Origin of the sequence: Nostoc sp. LPT (genome assembly GCF_017115165.1) — a bacterium.
GTDB lineage: Bacteria > Cyanobacteriota > Cyanobacteriia > Cyanobacteriales > Nostocaceae > Nostoc.
In genome coordinates, this window is sequence record NZ_JABXKF010000044.1 from 52,760 (window position 1) to 71,577 (window position 18,818).

Annotated in this window: 22 protein-coding genes and 3 pseudogenes; 17 read left to right on the top strand and 8 right to left on the bottom strand. The window is 41.4% G+C overall.

Annotated features, from left to right (window positions below; translation table 11 throughout):
* Positions 1–247: 247 nt before the first annotated feature.
* Both HWQ58_RS09825 and HWQ58_RS09830 read right to left on the bottom strand, forming a co-directional pair.
* Positions 248–478 (bottom strand): hypothetical protein, encoded by a 231-nt coding sequence (locus HWQ58_RS09825; protein ID WP_292861005.1) that lies wholly within the window; start codon positions 476–478, stop codon positions 248–250.
* Between the two features lie 107 nt (positions 479–585).
* Positions 586–885: pseudogene (locus HWQ58_RS09830) on the bottom strand (nitrogenase); the annotation flags it as partial.
* 233 nt (positions 886–1,118) lie between these two features.
* Between HWQ58_RS09830 and HWQ58_RS09835 the strand changes: the two are divergent.
* The 7 genes and pseudogenes from HWQ58_RS09835 to HWQ58_RS09865 all read left to right on the top strand — a co-directional run bounded on the left by HWQ58_RS09835 (position 1,119) and on the right by HWQ58_RS09865 (position 6,803).
* Positions 1,119–1,247: a hypothetical protein gene (locus tag HWQ58_RS09835; protein WP_292861008.1), complete on the top strand. Its 129-nt coding sequence runs from the start codon at positions 1,119–1,121 to the stop codon at positions 1,245–1,247.
* 24 nt (positions 1,248–1,271) lie between these two features.
* The gene (locus HWQ58_RS09840) at positions 1,272–2,372 is read left to right on the top strand and encodes a glutamate--cysteine ligase (RefSeq protein WP_292861011.1); all 1,101 of its coding nucleotides are present in this window, start codon (positions 1,272–1,274) and stop codon (positions 2,370–2,372) included.
* Positions 2,373–3,422: 1,050 nt separating this feature from the next.
* The gene (locus HWQ58_RS09845) at positions 3,423–3,779 is read left to right on the top strand and encodes a hypothetical protein (RefSeq protein ID WP_292861014.1); all 357 of its coding nucleotides are present in this window, start codon (positions 3,423–3,425) and stop codon (positions 3,777–3,779) included.
* A gap of 291 nt (positions 3,780–4,070) precedes the next feature.
* Positions 4,071–4,610 (top strand): Dps family protein, encoded by a 540-nt coding sequence (locus HWQ58_RS09850; protein ID WP_292861017.1) that lies wholly within the window; start codon positions 4,071–4,073, stop codon positions 4,608–4,610.
* Positions 4,611–5,033: 423 nt separating this feature from the next.
* Positions 5,034–5,783 (top strand): annotated as a pseudogene (locus HWQ58_RS09855) (ChaB family protein).
* 512 nt (positions 5,784–6,295) lie between these two features.
* On the top strand, positions 6,296–6,529 hold the full coding sequence (locus HWQ58_RS09860) for a hypothetical protein (protein WP_292783841.1): 234 nt from the start codon (positions 6,296–6,298) through the stop codon (positions 6,527–6,529).
* A complete protein-coding gene (locus HWQ58_RS09865; protein WP_292861020.1) occupies positions 6,522–6,803 on the top strand; it encodes a hypothetical protein in 282 nt (93 codons plus the stop codon). The genes HWQ58_RS09860 and HWQ58_RS09865 overlap by 8 nt, the downstream gene beginning before the upstream one ends.
* A gap of 152 nt (positions 6,804–6,955) precedes the next feature.
* Here the strand turns inward: HWQ58_RS09865 and HWQ58_RS09870 are convergent, their stop codons facing one another.
* The 5 genes from HWQ58_RS09870 to HWQ58_RS09890 all read right to left on the bottom strand — a co-directional run bounded on the left by HWQ58_RS09870 (position 6,956) and on the right by HWQ58_RS09890 (position 11,795).
* Positions 6,956–8,173 (bottom strand): glycosyltransferase family 4 protein, encoded by a 1,218-nt coding sequence (locus HWQ58_RS09870; protein ID WP_292861023.1) that lies wholly within the window; start codon positions 8,171–8,173, stop codon positions 6,956–6,958.
* A 208-nt stretch (positions 8,174–8,381) separates the two neighbouring features.
* Positions 8,382–8,795, bottom strand: coding sequence for a heme-binding protein (locus HWQ58_RS09875; RefSeq protein WP_292861026.1), 414 nt, complete (start codon positions 8,793–8,795; stop codon positions 8,382–8,384).
* A gap of 292 nt (positions 8,796–9,087) precedes the next feature.
* On the bottom strand, positions 9,088–9,720 hold the full coding sequence (locus HWQ58_RS09880) for a response regulator transcription factor (RefSeq protein WP_292861029.1): 633 nt from the start codon (positions 9,718–9,720) through the stop codon (positions 9,088–9,090).
* Complete coding sequence (locus HWQ58_RS09885; protein WP_292861032.1) at positions 9,717–10,553, bottom strand: trypsin-like peptidase domain-containing protein; 837 nt, start codon at positions 10,551–10,553, stop codon at positions 9,717–9,719. The genes HWQ58_RS09880 and HWQ58_RS09885 overlap by 4 nt, the downstream gene beginning before the upstream one ends.
* 330 nt (positions 10,554–10,883) lie before the next feature.
* Positions 10,884–11,795: a PDZ domain-containing protein gene (locus HWQ58_RS09890; protein ID WP_292861035.1), complete on the bottom strand. Its 912-nt coding sequence runs from the start codon at positions 11,793–11,795 to the stop codon at positions 10,884–10,886.
* 538 nt (positions 11,796–12,333) lie between these two features.
* Between HWQ58_RS09890 and HWQ58_RS09895 the strand changes: the two genes are divergently transcribed.
* Positions 12,334–12,594: a hypothetical protein gene (locus tag HWQ58_RS09895; RefSeq protein ID WP_292861037.1), complete on the top strand. Its 261-nt coding sequence runs from the start codon at positions 12,334–12,336 to the stop codon at positions 12,592–12,594.
* A 105-nt stretch (positions 12,595–12,699) separates the two neighbouring features.
* Here HWQ58_RS09895 and HWQ58_RS09900 read toward each other — a convergent pair whose 3' ends face one another.
* On the bottom strand, positions 12,700–12,906 hold the full coding sequence (locus tag HWQ58_RS09900) for a hypothetical protein (protein ID WP_292861040.1): 207 nt from the start codon (positions 12,904–12,906) through the stop codon (positions 12,700–12,702).
* A gap of 401 nt (positions 12,907–13,307) precedes the next feature.
* On the opposite strand from HWQ58_RS09900, the gene HWQ58_RS09905 reads away from it, so the two are divergent.
* The 9 genes and pseudogenes from HWQ58_RS09905 to HWQ58_RS09945 all read left to right on the top strand — a co-directional run bounded on the left by HWQ58_RS09905 (position 13,308) and on the right by HWQ58_RS09945 (position 18,813).
* Positions 13,308–14,198, top strand: coding sequence for a uroporphyrinogen-III synthase (locus tag HWQ58_RS09905; protein WP_292861042.1), 891 nt, complete (start codon positions 13,308–13,310; stop codon positions 14,196–14,198).
* A gap of 81 nt (positions 14,199–14,279) precedes the next feature.
* Positions 14,280–14,573, top strand: a complete 294-nt coding sequence (locus tag HWQ58_RS09910) for a 2Fe-2S iron-sulfur cluster-binding protein (RefSeq protein WP_292861138.1) — start codon at positions 14,280–14,282, stop codon at positions 14,571–14,573.
* A 5-nt stretch (positions 14,574–14,578) separates the two neighbouring features.
* Positions 14,579–14,773, top strand: a pseudogene (locus tag HWQ58_RS09915) (2Fe-2S iron-sulfur cluster-binding protein); the annotation flags it as partial.
* 146 nt (positions 14,774–14,919) lie between these two features.
* Complete coding sequence (locus HWQ58_RS09920; RefSeq protein WP_292861043.1) at positions 14,920–15,213, top strand: DUF559 domain-containing protein; 294 nt, start codon at positions 14,920–14,922, stop codon at positions 15,211–15,213.
* A 223-nt stretch (positions 15,214–15,436) separates the two neighbouring features.
* Positions 15,437–15,766 (top strand): SDR family NAD(P)-dependent oxidoreductase, encoded by a 330-nt coding sequence (locus tag HWQ58_RS09925; RefSeq protein ID WP_292861046.1) that lies wholly within the window; start codon positions 15,437–15,439, stop codon positions 15,764–15,766.
* A 34-nt stretch (positions 15,767–15,800) separates the two neighbouring features.
* Positions 15,801–16,577: a class I SAM-dependent methyltransferase gene (locus HWQ58_RS09930; RefSeq protein WP_292861049.1), complete on the top strand. Its 777-nt coding sequence runs from the start codon at positions 15,801–15,803 to the stop codon at positions 16,575–16,577.
* Between the two features lie 64 nt (positions 16,578–16,641).
* Positions 16,642–17,340 (top strand): glutathione binding-like protein, encoded by a 699-nt coding sequence (locus HWQ58_RS09935; protein WP_292861052.1) that lies wholly within the window; start codon positions 16,642–16,644, stop codon positions 17,338–17,340.
* A 70-nt stretch (positions 17,341–17,410) separates the two neighbouring features.
* Positions 17,411–17,746 carry a GNAT family N-acetyltransferase gene (locus tag HWQ58_RS09940; protein WP_292861055.1) on the top strand — a complete coding sequence of 112 codons (336 nt, stop codon included), beginning with the start codon at positions 17,411–17,413 and terminating at the stop codon, positions 17,744–17,746.
* Positions 17,747–17,808: 62 nt separating this feature from the next.
* Complete coding sequence (locus HWQ58_RS09945; protein WP_292861058.1) at positions 17,809–18,813, top strand: AraC family transcriptional regulator; 1,005 nt, start codon at positions 17,809–17,811, stop codon at positions 18,811–18,813.
* Positions 18,814–18,818: the final 5 nt, after the last annotated feature.

An 18,818-nucleotide genomic window follows, 5' to 3' on the forward strand; every position in this document is an offset into this window, starting at 1 on the left:
TTTGGGTGTAATTGAATCTCAGTTTTAGAAAAAATCATATTTTGAACTCCACAACTCAACTTAGTTGCTTCATATCATAAATTACGAATTATTAAGGAGTTATTGGAGTTAGATCGGGCTTAAGTCCAAAATATTAACGCGATCGCCTGGTTATATCAGCAACAATTGTTACTGTTTTAGAAAAAGCTAGACTACCTACTTTTTCGGTTTACCCTACTTAAATACTTGAGTAAATGTCAGCCCTAATTTATCTGGAGGTATTAAGCGAATTATCAGTGTTTTTACCTGTTAGGCAAGAGCTACTACGGGTAGAACCACCAGCACTTGCGGGAGGTTCTACCCGCTGTGGTGGCTTAAATGTTTGACTAACTTGCCAAGTTTTGTTGGAATGGTACGACTGAGCTTGTACCTGTGCTGTTAAACCAGAAAGCAAATACAAAGGTAAGGAAAAGGGTACAAAATATAGAGATGGTTTCATCCATTTCATATTGATAATGCCTGAGTTCTAGATTAGTCAGGTGAATAAATCAAGTATTCCCAAAAACAGAATCAGATTTTTCACTCAACTACAAAACTATAATGTTGCAGAACCTCATCTTCGCTGGGAGAATAAGTACCATCTGCGATCGCTACCATCACCGCTGTCCTTAAGAAATTTTCTGCGGCTGGTGTACCTTTACCCAAGGCTGCGGCTAATTCCTCTGGGGTAATTATCTCTAGAGAGTCGCATTTAATCTTAGGAGCTAATTCATTTTTGGTGATGCTGGCAATTAATTCCTGTTCTTGATCGTCAAAATTACCATCAGCCCAAGCAATAGTAAGCAGTCCACGCAACCAAGCGGCAATCTGTTCGCTGCTGTAGGGGGATTGAACGGTACTTGTCATAAACTCTATGTCTCAAGCTTTCCTCAGTCATTACTACGCTACCCTAACCAGTGACTATGAAAATAGTGAAAGCAGCACAGAAAAATAAATCAGAGAAGTTTTCAAATCGCAATAGTCGGTCTTAAGGTAAAATCCATTTGTAACATTGTTGAGAATTTTTCTACTTAAAGTGAATTCGATTGGAGTATATCAAGGATCATAAGGTTCAAGACTGTAATTTGCCCTACAGAATAATGGAGTTTTCTAAGTATGCGAACCTGCCAGCTAAATATCGCCGACGCTTTTCTCTAATGAATCGTTTACTGATGTTACTTGCTTCTCTATGGGATTGCGATCGCTTGGCATTAGTGAAATTAGTTTAGCTCTAAAAAATTAAGGTATACATAATGTTTTTATTTGGCATTGAGCATGAAGTCGCTTTTCTAAACAAAGAAGGAAAGTTTGCTGATTTTTCCCACACAAAATTTGCTGATTTCAATCAAATTATTGAAAAGCTACCCACATACCAGAGTGACTATCCTCAACTGCGGGTCGGGGACGCTGGTATCAAACAGAAGAGATGGTACATTGAGGGATTTGAAAGGTTCGTGGATTCTGACAAGCCAATTGACTGTCTACCTAAAGGCATCGAAATTAGAACAACCATACACTCTAATATTGAAGCTGTTATTAGCGAATTATCAGAAAGTTTTCGCTCACTATGCGAGGTGGCTGCTAACTTTGGTTTCTCACCAAGTTTAATTAGTTTTAATCCTTACAAAACTGTTTTTGAGCCTCAGCCTCCATTAAATGATTATGAAGTAAGACGAAGACAAGCTTCTCCTGAAAAACAAACTGCCCATATTCCCATGCTGACTTATGGACCAGATTTAAATATTTCAGTGTCAAATTTGTCTACTGAACGTGTGATTGATATTGGCAGAAAGTTGACTTATTACAGTCCCTATATTGTCCCTTTTAGTTATAGTTCCCCTTTTTATAACGGAAGTTTATGGGATGGGCTATCGGTACGAACCTTTATCAGAACCGGAAAAAGGCCAGCAGCCTTAGTTTTTGTTCAAAAACAAGAACAACTAATTGATAGCATACCTTCCTTAACAAAAATTGCCCGCATTCCGGCTGAAGTGGGACGCATCGAATTTAAGGCTTGTGATAGTTGTGATGATTTTTTAATCTATGCGGCTTTGCTGATATTATTGAAAGGTTTGGTGTTAGATGAAACCTTACTGGGTAGAGCAACTGTACCCGATGCAGCGTTACACCAACTTTCTGCAAAAGAAGCGTTTGAAAACGAAGATATTTTTGAGAATGTGACAAAAGTCTTGCAAGCAGCCGAAGTTGCTTTAGAACATGACCCAGATGTTCATTATTTAACGCCGTTAAAAGTGCTGCTGGCAAAGCGAAAAACAAGATCCCATGAATTAATAGAAATGTTCCATCGGGTAAGTTCAATAGAAAAGGTAATAAGGAAGACTTATCAAGTTTAAAAATGAGAGGATTTTTACAGATTTATATGCCCTAAGAAAGAATTAGACTGCTTTATTCAGGTTGTCTGCAATTGGTAAAAGTTGCCTTAAGTGCAGTGGCAATTTGTACAAAAACTCTTATAGTGGTTCCAATACTTTTCGGGTTTCGGGTGAAAGTGGGAATGGGATTGCGGTTTGAATTTACCTTTACCCCAAGCCCAGTAACCTTTTCCCAGACCAAAAGAGAGATTATTGGGTTTATCCGAAAAGTATTGACTTATGCACTGTACAAATTAATCATGGTATGCTTTACGAAAATAGGTCTTTTCGGCTTAGATTAATGATTATTTTGATGGTAAATATATCTGCGCTGTAGGGGTTTAGCAATGCTGATTGGTGTAAATTAAGCAAAAAGTCAGCATAAAAAAATGTAATCTAGGAACATCTGATTTGATGTTCTTAGTGATACATCATTAGTAGAAAACGATTTTCTACTGAATTTGACGACATATAAACTGCATGACGAAAAATTGCCTCAAAAGCCACAGAGTCAACAGGCTACTTTGTGCCCCTATGATGGGATGTTTTTTTAACTGGAAGTCCCTAAGCAGTAAACGCCAGATCCGGCAAAAGTCTTTCTACTGATTGGATAAAGTTGAGATAACTGAACATAAATAGTAGAGCCATTAACCTGCCAAAACTAGATTAAGTCGATATACCTAGAGACTGATTTTATTGCAACTAAAGATGCAGCAAACTTCATTCTGGAGATTGATGCAGACCTGAGCTTTTTCAAAGTAAAAGTGTAAACAGGGAACCTAAAATAAAGGATTTCAATTATGAAATCTAATGATTTTGTGAAATAATGAAGGTGGTATTTGCTTATTATCCCTTAATAATCCGATGCAGAAATACAAAAAAGTTTCTTCGTCAGGTTCGTTTTTAAAGAACTTCTAGATTGAAGCGGAGCTTGCCAGTTTTATTATTGCTTAAATTTCCTAAGTAAAGGTATATGCTTCGCTCTTCCAGTGAAAGTTCTGCGTTGTTAAAAGCTGTTATCGAGGATTTCAAATGAAGATGATTGCTTCCGTTTTATCTATTTTCCGTCCAGTACGTTTTTTAGTAGTGGCTTTTACTTGTGCGCTAGTCTTATTCTCTAACGCTTTTCCTGCTTTTGCAATCGATAGCTACCAAAGTAATCCTACCGAAGGTACTACACAACTGCTTGACATTCAGCGCAAAACTGACGAAGCTGCTACAGAACCACCAGAAGGATTGAAAAAGACTCAAAAGGAGACTAGCCAAGGACTCAATGAGGTTCAGGGAGCGGCCGATATTGACAAGCAAAAGAATCCTGAAAATTCTCAGGGTGCAAAATCTGTGGAAGAAAATATAAAGAATGTGTTGGACAAAGTTACAGGTAAGTAACAAAGTTAATACCTTGGTAATTTTTTGTTAGTAATGGGCGATCGCGTTTACGCGATCGCCCATTACTACTTATTATATTAATATTTCTATCTATTTTTTTAGCTGATAAAAAACAAGAAATGTAGCTAATTGCTAAATTCTCTATCGACTGAATGGTACTACCTATTAAGGCATAGGTATAACTATGTAATGTAATAATTAATCTAAACTTATAATATTTCCTTTGGTTGATGTGGATTCTGTGGAAAATTTGGCAAATTAATAGATAACTTTGCTTAGGGATGGAAAACAATGCGTGCGATAAACATTGGTTTGACGGACGAACAGCGTCAAGGTGTAATTAATCTGTTAAATCAAGATTTGGCAGATGCCTATTTACTGCTGGTGAAAACCAAAAAGTACCACTGGGATGTCGTTGGCCCTCAGTTCCGCTCTTTGCACCAGCTTTGGGAAGAACACTACCAAAAGCTGACTCTAAATATTGATGCTTTGGCAGAGCGGGTTCGTGCTTTGGGTGGTTATCCAGTTGGCTCATTGGAGGGATTTCTCAAGCTTGCTACCCTCAAGGAACATGCTGGTAGTGTGCCCACAGCAACAGGGATGGTAGCTAATTTAGTGGACGATCACGAGCAGGTTATTCGTAATTTGAGAGACCATCTGGATCAGTCTGGTGAAAAGTTCCACGATCAAGGAACTGCTGACTTTTTAACTGGACTGTTGGAACAGCATGAAGAGATAGCTTGGATGCTGCGTTCATTTATTGAAGGCGAGGCACTAGATGCAGATGGTAGACAGCCAGCAGAAGGGGCTAAGACTCCCGTAGGTGTATAGCTCATACTCATAACATCTGAGTCAAGGATAGCTGAGGGAGGATTAATTCTTCCCTCAATTGATGTGAAAGAATTAATCTGCCTGCATCCAATACAGTTCAGTTAAGCCTAGAACTCAACTTCTACGTAGTAGCACGTCATCCTTAAAACGTTGGGTTCACAAAACCTAGAAAGTCCAAAACTATTCTATGATTACTCAACCCAATATTTTAAGCTTGCCGCGCTAGTAGGTTGGGTTGAGGAACAAAACCCAACACTTCCGTGAACTTTGTTGGGTTTTACTTTGTACCCTTGCAAGAAAGCAAGCTACTACCCAACCTACAATTTTCTTAACTGAACCCTATTGTGCCTGTATAAAATGGATTGGTCATCTTCATTGCAAAAAGAACGTAATACAAGGAGTTTTTAAGTGCCAGAAGTATAAGTGCCAGAAGTATATAAAGCAGAACGTACTATTTCTGCTGTATTCAAAGAGCAGAAGCAAATTGATCATGTAATTCGACGTTTATTAGACAGGGGTGTGCCTAGAGATCGTATTTCGGTGCATGGGCAGAAATTTCCAGTCGGAAACCAGAATCGCTGGCTTTATTAGTAAAAAAGATGTGATTTTCGGAGGTTTGAGAACAGGAGCAGTTTTTGGTTCCTTTCTCAGTTTGCTTACGGGTGTAGGCGTATTGTTTATTCCCTTTGTCGGCCCAATCCTAGCAGCAGGGCCTATTGGTGCAGTGCTGTTGGGAGCTGCGGAGCGATCGCAGGTAGTGCAGGTGCCGGTCTAGTATCGGTTCTTACTACTTTGGGAATGCCAGAAGATAAAGCGGCTATCAACCAAACTCGCTTAGAAGCTGGCGAATTTTTCGTGATGGCAGAAGTTCCGGGCGATCGCATCGGCGAGTTCCAATTGCTGCTCAAAAATGCTGGTGGTGAAGAAATTCACACGATTGAGAAAATGGCTCGTTCTTGTTCTAGACAGTGCAACAGTCCAACAGACTTGTCTTTTGAAGTTCGCGCTCATCTTTCTGATGAAGCCCAGAGTACATTCGTTGAGCCCTATAATGCTGTATTCAAAGAAAAAAGTGACGAGATCGCAGCCGAACAAGCTGCTTGGGAGACTATTCACCAGCAATATGATCAAGATGAAAATGGTGTCTGGTCTAAAGCTAAGGTCAAAGCGTGAAGAAGGCAGGGGGGAGCAGGGATACAATTTGGTAGTGGCTTCTCCACCAGACGCACAAGAGACAGATCCCCACCATATTGCAATCCAAATGTGGCAGAGATATTGGTGTTCTTAACTTAAACCCTTGCTGAGGACAGTATTCTTCCTGTAAGAACTGTCTTCTGCCTTTGTTGTTAAACTACTCTGCAAAACTAGATATCAGGGATTTATAATAAATAAATTATCCAATATTGTGGGGTGGGATGGGCTTTTTGGTCTATCCCACAAAAAGTAAGTATATTGGCAATAATATTGAATCTGGGAATATTTGTACATATTTATACGCATTTAGACAGACATCGAACTTAGATAGAAATTGCCTAGCTCTGGACCTAGTTTGCATAACTTTGGGTACATTACCGCAAATGCGCTGATACTTTAATTTACCCTCTTCATAAATTCCGCAAAAACACCGTTACGCTATTTGTGCTTGTGATCAAAACTTAGAGCATCCAGTTTATTAGGGCGGATTTATGACCAACCCTGTAAAGACGGTTATCCAAGTCAATTTGGAGATGGCTCTAGAAGTAGCTCAAGAATTGGAGCAAGCTCCATACACTCAACTCGGTGCTTATTGTTTGGAAATTTTACGGGAAATCGGATGTCCTGGTACTGAACTCCCTGTTAACTTACAAACTCGCGATCAGCAGCTAAACTTCATTACAGGCTTTGCATCTTATGCTTTTGGGGAGGTACAAAGTGTATAAAGCATTAATTGATGATATATTTTCTGATTCAGAAGGGGCAGAAGAAACTACTTTTCCTGCCACAGATGAAGATTTATTAATCTTAACAGAAAAATTTTTAGGGTTTGAAATTCCCTCAAAGGTTTTCTTGCAAGCTATCGCTATTGCTGATTACGACGGTGCAGCTGCTTTTCGCTACGTTGATAATTATTTAACTAATCTCAAAAATAAGAAGAAACGTAAGCAGAAGAAATTACTTGTGTTAGGTTGTTCGACTAGATTTTACAATAATTGATGTGCTTATTCACCAGCTAACTAAAAACCAATACGATTTAGATAAGATAATTTGCACAACTTACTATAGAGACGTTGCATTGCAACGTCTCTACACATATTTGTCCCACAGAGACAAGAAAGTTTTATGTATGTGCTAATGACTAATTAGTATTACTCTCTGCCAAAACAAACTTGTTCATAGCTTTTACCAGCAATATCCCAAGTGAATTGTGTTTCTACCAGTTGTCTGCCGTTGTGAGACAATTCTGAACGCAGATGTGGACGATCGAATAGTTGACTAATAGCAGTGACGTACTCTGCCGGTTTATTGGCTCGTAATGCCCGTAATGGATGACTAGCAGCATCTACAGCTAATCCCTCTAAGCCACGATCGCTCGCTACTACAGGTATACCAGCTGCCATTGCTTCTAAAGTTTTATTTTTAATACCAAACCCAGTCCGCATCGGTACAACGCAGATGGTGGCTTGATGTAAATATTCTGCCATCGAAGGTACACGCCCAAGCACATTAATTCCTGGTTTTTTATTAAGTGCTAAAACTTCTGCTACGGGATGAGAACCGACAATATCAAAAGTTGTATCGGGATACAATTTTTGAATTTCTGGCAAAATTTCGTTGCTGAAAAAGCAGACAGCATCAATATTTGCTAAATTATCCATTGCACCGATGAAAATTAGGCGGTGTCCACCTGGATCGGTGGTACGGTTGGGGAAAGAAACTAAATCTACGCCATTGGGAATAACTGTAATTTCACTATTGGGGTTAAATTCTTGTAGTTGAATTTTATCTTCTTCTGTTGTGGCGACAATTGCCGAAAATTTAGAACAATAGTTTTGCTCATAACGCCGCAAAAGTGGCAGATTGATTTTATCTCTGAGTGAATTTTCGGAAATGCCTGTTGCTAATTGGTTGCGACAGGTAGCATCAACAGAACTATGAACATTAACGATGGTTTTTAGCTGTTTCTGAAAATGTGGCTGCACATAAATTTCATTGACGCTATGTTCGCAAGTAATTACATCACATTTTCCCGCTTCCACCCAGTTATTAACCCATGTTTGCATCTCAACTGAGTAGCGGTTAAGTACGCTTGGTGGTGTTCCCTGCTGCAAAAATCTCCCAAATCGCTGTATTTTCTGCAATATTCCGGTGGTTCGAGAATCTGGCGGACGTTCAAAAATGGCTAGATGATCCACACAATCGCGTAATCCTGCTACTTCTGCGTCTGTAACATCGCCCTCGCGTTGAGTCGCCAGAGTAACAGTATGGCGTTGACTTAGGTATTTAAGTAAATTAAATGTCCTGACTTGGGTTCCCCCGCGCGTTGGTGGGTAGGGAAAGGTGGAAGATAGCATTAAAATGTTCATACAAGTAATGAATCAAATGTGATATATACACCATGCCCTCATTGGAGGCTGTATGTCACGTCCAAAAACACCAGGAGGAAACGCGCGTTTCCTCCTGGTGTTTGGTAGATGACTACAATAGTTCGGTGTGGTTACGATTTTTGGGTGGACTTGCTAATCTCACTGCTAAATGGGCGCTGCTTCTATTATTAAAGATGTCTAAATGGTATTAGAAAGCTGCGACAGTTGCCTCAGCTACAGCTTGATCCTGTTCACCGCTACCACCACTTACTCCGACTGCACCAACTATCTGCTCATCGCGTTGAAGTGGTATACCCCCAGCAAAGATCATGATTCGTCCTCCATTTGAGGCGTGAATACCATAAAATTGTTTTCCTGGTTGAGCATCCTCAGCAAGGGATTTGGTAGAGAGATCAAACGCACGAGCAGTAAATGCTTTGTTAATTGAGATATCGATACTTCCGATCCACGCACCATCCATACGAATATGAGCAACAAGATTCCCGCCAGCATCAACAACCGCAAGATTCATTGGTTGTCCGATTGCACGAGCCTTCGCTTCTCCAGCCGCTAGTATTCGTCGTGCGTCATCCAAGGATACAGAATGTTTGTCAGAAGTCATGGTAATTCTTTCAATCGTAGAAATGTGTGCGTTGAGGGCGTGTCATCAATAAAGGATATCACGAGCATAAATTCTCGGTGTACCCCTTTAAGACCGGGAAGACTTCAAGCGCTGGTTATGTCGTTTCACATTAAGATTGACAAATAAAGCTAGCGGGGGGCAGGGAGCAGGGAGCAGGGGGCAGGGGGAAAGAATTAGATGATTAATCATTTGATATCAGGCATTTCGTGAAATGGTATTAGACGGGATTTTAGCTCACGATCAATTGCATTCAACTGATAATCACTACAGATCAAAGCATAATCAAACCCAGTCGCACACCCACAGCAACAGCCTCGGTGCGACTGGAGACATTGAGCTTTTGAAAAATGGATGAGAGATGAAATTTGACTGTATGCTCAGAAATATGTAATTGTTTAGCGATCGCCTTATTCCCCAACCCAGAACCAAGCATACCTAAAACCTCTATCTCCCGTGGTGTCAAGGTTTGTACAGGATTCGCCACCACTTTTTCGCGGATAGACAGTAATTCTGCAGCATCCGGGTGCAGCGCCAGCAAACCAAAAGCGATCGCCTCCACAGCCGCGACAATTTCTGACTCTGTGCTAGTACTGGGCAATATTCCCCGGATACCAGAACGTAACGCCGTCTCTAAGTCGATACTGTCGAGTTCTTCAACAATGACGATTATTCCTAATCGATATTGCTGTTCTTGAATAATCAGCAATTTTTCCCACACCGCTTGTTGAAAATTACCGCTCAAATCTACCAGCACCACATCTGGCTGTAATTGCCCAACTTCACTTGCCAATACATCCAAATCGGATGCACTCCCCACAACTGTCAGTCGAGGATTGGTAGTTACCACAGTTGATAACCCTGCCCGCACCACAGGGGAAGTAGCAACTACCATCACTCGGATCATGTCGCCTCCACCGCAGTTGTCTCGGACTGCACAGCAACATAAATCACGAATTGCTGTCTACCGCGTAGGATTTGTAGCGGCACAGATCCTTTACTGTCATGGAGATATTTGGTTAAATCATTCATGGTAGTGAATAATCGCCCCGAAACTCCAATTAAAACATCGCCGATTTGCACACCAGCAGTTTCCGCCGCACTGCCAGGTAGAATTGACAGCACCAATAAACCTAAGCTACGCCTACCTAAAAGTACAGGTTGCAGTGTAACTCCCAGTTGCGGACGACTATTTACCTGTAAAAAACGCTCAACGGTGTTGCTAGGAACTGCCACAGCCAAACCATTAACAATCATCGTGTTAATTCCCACGACAAGGCCTTGACAATCGGCAAGTGGCCCTCCAGAATTACCAGGATACAGGCGCAAATCGGCCATAACTGCTCGTGAATTATTTGCATAGATAATTCCAGTTGTCACAGCGCCACTTTCAGCAAAGGGATTACCCACCGCCAAGACTAATTCACCCACTCGTAGTGCCTCAGAATTGCCAATAGTTGCAGCAGTTAAATCAGTAGCAACAATTTTCAGGGCTGCTAAATCCTGCTGTGGATCGAATCGAGTACGCACCGCATCAAATACCCTGCCGTCTGCCAATTCCACAGTTGCGCGGTTGCTGGTTGCCACATGGGCATTAGTGATAATTAGTCCGTCAGGTTGCCAAATGACACCAGAACCGACTCCTAGAGAGCCGCTTTTCACTTTCACAGTGCGTAGGCGTAGTTTAGCAGCTACCTCTGTCAATTCAGCAGCGATGTTAGTTAATGTTGTGTTTGCCATGTTATACAATTTTTAAGCATGTCAAAGTAGAATCAGTGAGCGTTCCGAGTTCAAAGCTTGAACGTTCGAGCAAAAAGGTGCAACTTCCGAGTTCAGAAGCTCAACGTTCGAGTAAAAAGGTGCAACTTCCGAGTTCAGAAGCTCAACGTTCGAGCAAAAAGGTGCAACTTCCGAGTTCAGAAGCTCAACGTTCGAGTAAAAAGGTGCAACTTCCGAGTTCAGAAGCTCAACGTTCGAGCAAAAAGGTGCAACTTCCGAGTTCAGAAGCTCGAGTGAATAGAAAATTTAGATAAATTTGACAAAGCTAGTTAAACCGATCGCAAATTGGCATTATTCCTCCTTAGTAGGTCTTTCGCCAATTGCGATCGCTAACTCAACTAACACTCCACCCCGGACAACTTGCACGTTGACAGGTTTACCAATGCGATCGCTACTATTAAGCAGCGCCAACACATCACCTGTATCGCCCACAGTTACGCCATCAAACGTTACCAAAACATCGCCAAGCAGTACACCTGCATTATCAGCAGGCCCCGAAGGCTCGACATTAACGACAATTACCCCAGTTGCAGAACTTAAATTCAGAGATGTTTTCAGGTTCTTTGGTAAGCGTACAGGTTGCATTCCCACACCCAAGTAGCCTTTTGAAATACGTCCTTTTGCTACTAATTGGTCAACCACGCGATCGACTGTAGCAGTGGGGATAGTCAGAGCAATGCCACGCCGCCCCGATGTATTCATGCCTACCACAAAACCAGCAGCATCTACCAGCGGCCCACCTGCAAAACCAGAGTAAAGGGTGATGTCTGGGCGGATGAATTGGTCAATATTGCCGCCACTCATACTCCGCCAAGCACCGCTAATCACGCTGACCGCACCCATCGCCGCTCTTAAGTCACCTTCGCTACCTCTTGCCAGTCCTAATACCAGATGACCGACTTTGAGCGTTTTAGCATCGCCAACTTTTGCCACAGGTATTTCGACATTTTCTAGTTTAAAAACAGCGATATCGGTGCTAGAGTCATGACCGACGAGTGTTACTGGTGCAGTGCTACCATTTGATAGGGTGATGATAATGTCGTCATAGCGCTGGAGGGACTCATCAGAGGTAACAATGATTCCATGACGCCAGTGAATGCCACTTGAGGAACGACGTGTACCCCCATTCACCGCAACCACAGTACTCTCAACTTGTTCTACGGTGTCAGCTAAACTGTTGGACAAAGCCAGTAATGAAGACATAAGATTTATTCTGCAAACGTTCTTAGATATTCATATCGTGACGTTTGCTCAACACAGATAGCATCGGAAAAATGGGCAGAATTCACCCTAGAAAAATGGCTAGGATTTATATAAGCTTTTTGGCGTTGCTGAATCAAGATATGAATAATTTTGTGCAATACAAATGGTAGGGTCACACAGATGTGATTGGTGTCAACTTAAGCTACAACCCCTTTAATATCAAGTCCAGATGATTACTTATGATAAAGTCGGAATCGTTGCAGTTGATCTATGTCTCATGCCAAAACGGATTGCGACGCCGATAGCGAAGCGTTAGCGAGTCTTCTCCCAAGGGGAGACGCCAAGGGCGAACGAGCGTCATAGCCCGTCGTAGACATCGCTAACCACATCCAAAACCAATTACTGATGATTTAGCCCAACTTATTCCCTTAAACCCTCGTTATTACGTCGATTTAGCGTTTGCGATCGCACTTTGGATGAGAGACTTTCAGTAATTCGTGCAGGAAACGGAAAGAGTAACGGAGTTACGACATGACTTATGAATAAACAATATATTGCTAAAGGATTTGGAATTTTGCTGGGACTTTTATTTCTATGCGCTCCCGTCCTGGCACAGGAATACCGCATTGACCTGATTCGCGACAACATTTATCGTCTGACTGCTGGAAATCCCGTCCTGGCACAGGAATACCGCATATACCGTGATCTAGCGATGTATGAGGAGTGGCTGCCGCTCAATATCAAAGGTGTTTACCAAACTTTAGTGGACGAATCTTATCTACTTATGCGTCCTTATTAAAGAACTCCACAATTTTGCAGGATTAAGAGACTACCAATGAATAAATTTATCAAAAAACTCAAGAGATTATTCTTAGAAAATTTCGATTTATCTGCAACGATTATTTTATTTTTTGGAAGTCCCTTGGCATTTACGGATGCTTAGTTCTTGCTCCACAATTTTTTTGGCTATTTCCATGCCCATATACCAAGCTGTCCATACTATCTGTGCAAGGCTTTGGCACTTTTTTAATTCCTGATAAGCATTCTCCAACGTCTGGGTGCAGACGCAAAGTTCTTCTAAGCTTTGTTTTATTAATAAGACTCTGGTCACTACATCGACTTCACCTTACACCCTTACACCGAATGGCACTCTTGTTAAGCACAAACCCCTAATGTAGCTGGCTTCTGGGGTGTAAGGGCGTAAGGGGGTAGGGGTTGCACGGTCAAGAACTAAAAATCAAATAATACTTATAAATCAACTCTCTCCCCTACACCCCACACCCCTACCACCATGCAACCCAGTCACAGCAATAGTTTCACGTTTTCTTAGTGCCATTTCCCTTACACCCTTAAACCCTTACACCCCTAATGAATACACGTTTGACTTGTAACGATTTTGGTAAATTTACTTGCATTGGGATGCCACCTATCCAAATGAGAGATGTTAGCGTATGTCATCGAAAACCGCTATAAATTCAGCAACGCCCATTTTAAGGTAGGAATAGCAATGAAATGGAAGACGAACAAATGCACACCCAATCAACAGAAATCGACCTGCTCACTCCATCTAAAGAATTACGTTTATATAGCAAGAGAATTTTAGTCACAGCACCGAGAAATTATGCTTATAGGTTAGCTGAACAAATCATCAAACAAGGTGGTTTACCTGTTTTTATGCCTACTATCGAAACCTGCTATTTATCAAACTACACTAAGTTAGATGCCGCTCTGGGTCGCATAGAGGAATTTGATTGGATTGTCTTCACCAGTAGAAACGGTATCACTGCATTTTTTCAGCGGATGAATGATTTAGATATTCCTGTATCTGTGGTACAAAAATGTCAATTATGTGCTTTAGGAGAAGACGCAGAAAGCTTATTATCTTTTTCTGGCAAAGTGGATTTAATTCCAACAGAATCTAGCCCAGCCGGAATTGTGGCTGAATTAGCGAAACTTCCGCAAATTCACGAGAAAAAAGTGCTGATACCTGCTCCAGAAGTTGTAGGTTTGCCTGAACCTGATGTTGTACCCAATTTGATTACGGATTTGCAACAATTGGGCATAGAAGTAACTCGCGTACCCACATATATTACGCAGGGTTTAGACAAAAGTATCTACGGTATTGAATTAAACGTGATGCGTCAAGCAATTATTGATGTAATTGCTTTTAGCAGCACAGCGGAAGTAGAAAGCTTTTTGACAATGGTTAACTCGCAAAGCGATTACGAACATTGTGTTATTGCATGTTTTGGTCCTTACACCACTGCTAATGCCCAAAAGTTGGGTATGACTGTCTCTATCGTGTCTAGAGATTACAGTTCATTTGAGGGATTTGCTGAAGCGATCGCAGCATTTTTTACTCCTACTTCCAGTTCAAACGAAGCGTTTCAAGATGTAGAATAATCAACCAGATTTAACTCTAGACTAGCAGCACATAAACTCGTAGTATCGAATATGGAGTTTATTGGAACTAGGGATTGTTACATGGCAACTTATAAAGTTACATTAAAGACCCAAGATGGCGACAAAACAATTGAAGTTGATGGGGATACGTACATCTTAGATGCCGCTGTCGATGACGAAGGTATAGACTTACCCTATTCCTGTAGGGCTGGTTCTTGCTCTAGCTGCACCGGCAAGTTGATTTCAGGTACAATTAACCAAGACGATCAGAACTTCTTAGACGACGAGCAAACTGAGGCAGGATTTGTCCTTACCTGCGTTGCATATCCCACTTCTGACTGTACAATCTTAACCCATCAAGAAGAAGAGCTTTAAAGATCGCTAACCAGGAATATAATCTGGACTTGCCTTCTTCCTGTAGCGCTGGTTCTTGCTCTACCTGCAACGGGAAGCTGATTTCAGGTACAGTGAACCAAGATGATAAGAACTTCTTAGACGACGAGCAAATTGACGCAGGATTCGTCCTCACCTGGGTGGCCTATGCCACTTCTGACTTTGTAATCGAAACCTATTAAGAGGAAGCGCTTAACGGTTAAGAGTGGGTGAGGGCTGAGGGCATTGGTGTCAACTTAAGCCCAAACCCCTTTTCAAATCTCGTTTCTCTGGGTAGAAATGCTGCTCATTGGGCTGCTACCTCGCTTGCTGGCGGTAGCAGCCCCCATTGATAAATCACTCTAAAAAAGGTGTGGAAATTAAGCTGCTGTTAAATACAAAATTTTGTAGACAACATAATATTGGTAGATATATAACTGATTTTTATTGTTACGAAAAATTACTAATTATTGAGTTGGATGGTAGTATTCATACAAATCAGCAAGCTCAAGATTTTATCAGACAAAACTGGTTACAATCTAATCATGTTATTGTAATTCGCTTTAGTAATGAGCAAATATTTAATGATCTAGAGTTAGTTTTACATACAATTGCTCAAGAGAAGAGGCTAGCACCAAGGTAAAAGGCAGGATATAAGAAGGTTTTAGCCTCGTTTATCTTTATTAACATAGTTATGTTTTTTCCCACCAACTTACTTAGTAAAATTTTAATATGAAACAAATAGCCTTTAGTTGGTGCGAAAAATTAGCTCAATTTCCACAGTGATTTCTGATACAAGTTATAAATTTTTTTGATATTTGTAAATAATAATTTAGTATAAGAATTATTGAATAACTAAAAGGTTTTTGCAACTTGGTAGCGGTGCTATATTTTTTACTGGAGCCTCAGCCAGTGTTAAGGGTTATCCTCTGTCTGCTCCATTTGCAATGGGTAAATTTGCACTACGCGGTTTGGCTCAGAGTATTGCTAGAGAATTAGCACCAAAGAATATCCATGTGGCGCATTTTGTGATTGATGGTGCAATCCGCTCCGCAGACCGCCAAGATCCAGTAGATAATCCTGATAGTACTCTTGACCCGGATGCAATCGCTCAAAGTTATCTCAGCATTCTCCGCCAACCCCGCAGTGCTTGGACTTATGAAGTAGAACTACGTCCCTGGGTAGAGAACTTCTAGCCTAAACAATTGTTACAAAAATAGTTTTGCAGGTATGAAAATTGATTTTGGTGCAACTGCTATTGATTATGCAAAACACCGCGCTGGCTTTCCCAGTTCATTATTTAACAAACTGTCTGAATATGGCATAGGTTTACCAGGGCAAAATATTGTTGATCTCGGAACAGGAACAGGAACACTAGCGCGCGGCTTTGCCGATAGAGGTGCTTATGTAATTGGCATAGATCGATCGGCCTCACTTTTAGAACAAGCGAGACTGTTAAGCGAATCTGCCCAACTGAAAGTAGATTATCGAGTCGCAACTGCCGAGAATACCGAGTTACCAGATGCTAGTGCGGATGTAGTGACAGCTGGACAGTGTTGGCATTGGTTTGACCGTCCGCGTGCTGTCAAAGAAATTACTCGCATATTGAGAAGAAATGGCTTGCTCGCGATCGCACATTTTGATTGGATACCCTTAAAAGGTAATGTAGTTGAAGCAACAGAACAATTAATCAAAGCTCATAATCCCGCATGGAATCTGGACGGCGGTAACGGATTGCATCCCCAGTGGTTACAAGACATTGGCGAAGGAGGTTTTCGAGAAATCCGCACATTTTCTTACGATGTATTTGTATCTTATACACACGAAGACTGGCGAGGACGAGTTCGGGCGAGTGCTGGTGTGGGAGGCAGCTTGACACCAGAAAAAGTAGAAGTATTTGACCAGGAATTGGCAACATTGCTCGAAACAAAATATCCTACACCAATTCTTCAGGTTCATCATAGAGTTTGGGCTGCGATCGCAAAATCACCGCAATCTAATTCGTAATTCAGAAATGTCTGTAATACACTATTAACCTACAAAACAATCGCACAATTTTAGGAAAAAAATCATGATTGAACTTTACTATTGGACAACCCCAAACGGCCATAAAATCACAATTTTCTTGGAAGAAGTTGGCTTACCATACACCATAATTCCTGTGAATATTGGGGCTGGGGATCAATTTAAGCCGGAATTTCTGAAGATTTCTCCTAACAATCGGATGCCTGCGATCGTTGACCACCTACCAGCAGATGGAGGTGCGCCGATTTCGGTATTTGAGTCTGGTGCAATCTTGCTATATTTGGCAGAAAAAACTGGGAAATTAATTCCTCAAGATTTACGTAATCGCACTCAAGTTTTAGAATGGTTGTTTTGGCAAATGGCAGGGCTGGGGCCGATGGCGGGACAAAATCATCACTTTAGTACTTATGCTCCCGAAAAGATTGAATATGCCATTAACCGCTATGTGAATGAGACGGGACGCTTATATGCAGTACTGAATAAGCAACTAGCAGATAAAGAATTTGTAGCTGGCGATTATTCCATCGCTGATATTGCTGCTTATCCCTGGATTGTGCCCTATGAACGCCAAAGTCAAAACCTAGAGGATTTTCCTCATGTTAAACGCTGGTTTGAGGCAATTAAAGCCCGTCCAGCAACAATTCGCGCCTACGAAAAAGCAGAAGCATTGAAAACTGAAGCGCTCGATCCAGATAAGTCACGAGATTTGTTATTTAACCAGTCGGCGAAGACTATTCAGCTTTAAGCCTTGTGAATTGTCTTGTCACTGTGGCGATCGCTAAGTTAGCTCTAACCCCAGATCATCGGTTGCAACTATGAGCAACGATTTCTCACCATCTTCCTTTCCTCTATTAGAAACAGAAAGGCTCCTTCTTCGTGAGACAAGCTTGCAGGATGCTGAAGCTACCTTTGCTGTATTCTCCGATCCGAGGGTGACTCAGTTTCACGATCTTGATACCTTTACTTCTATTAAAGAAGCGATGTCTACGACGGGCTACGCTTACGCTGTCATTGAACGTAGAGCCAAGCGGTTTGAGCGAGGAGATGGAATTCGCTGGGGAATTATCCGTAAGCAAGACAACGTTTTGATTGGTTCTTGTGGGTTTAGCTGGAACCCACAAGTGAGATCCAAATTGGTATTACATCATTAAGCAGCCATAAAAGACATGAGATAATTTCTCAATATTGTTGAGAATAAGCTTAATTAACTAAAATGGCAGAAGTTTATACAAGTGCCCAATGGGCTGAAATCTGGGAAGAAGGCTTACAAACTGGAAAGATTACTTACCATTCTGATGAGATTGAAAGCGTTGAGATTTTGCAGCATCCACTGATAAAAGGTCAAGTTAGTAACATTCCACTTTGTTTGGGACTGCGAGCAGATATTATTAATTTGGAGTTACCACAGACTCTTGGTTGGGATTTTGTGGATAGTGATACCTACGTGACTCTGGTTTTTCGTAGCGCAGGGGTACTCAAAGAGGAAATTGAAGATATTTGCGAACAACCTGGAGAAAGCTATTTATTCTACAGCTTAGGAGAAGTTAGAGAGATTGAGAAATCTATGGCGGGACAAGATGTCAATATCAGAGTCCGTTTGGAACCGCATCTGCTGAGATTATTGAGTATGGGTCAGGAAGCATATTTACCCTCCCTACTCAAACCATTCTTAAAAACAGACACACCGCCTTCATTTCATCAATCACTTGGCAAAATGACCCCGGCAATGCAATTAGCGTTACATCAACTGCTTCACTGTCCGTTTCAAGGAATCATGCGACGTACTTATTTAGAAGCTAAGACACTGGAACTGATCACCTTACAATTTGCTCAACTGTTTAATGATGGTACACCCTCCTACCAGTTGGTTAATTTGAAGAGAAACGATGTTGAGCGCATCTATCAAGCCAGAGATATTTTGCTTCAAGATATTACTAACCCACCCTCATTAATTGAATTAGCAAAACAAGTGGAGTTAAACGATCGCAAACTCAAGCAAGGATTTCGTCAAATTTTTGGTACAACAGTGTTTGGATATCTGCATGATTATCGCCTGGAAAAAGCTGGTCAATTGCTCATGGAAGGACAAATGAATGTAGCTCAGGTGTCCTACGCTGTGGGATTTGCCAACAGAGGTTACTTTGCTGCTGCATTCCGCAAAAAGTTTGGCATAAATCCCAGCGATTATCAAGCACAGTGGCGAAAACAGTCCGGTTAGCGATC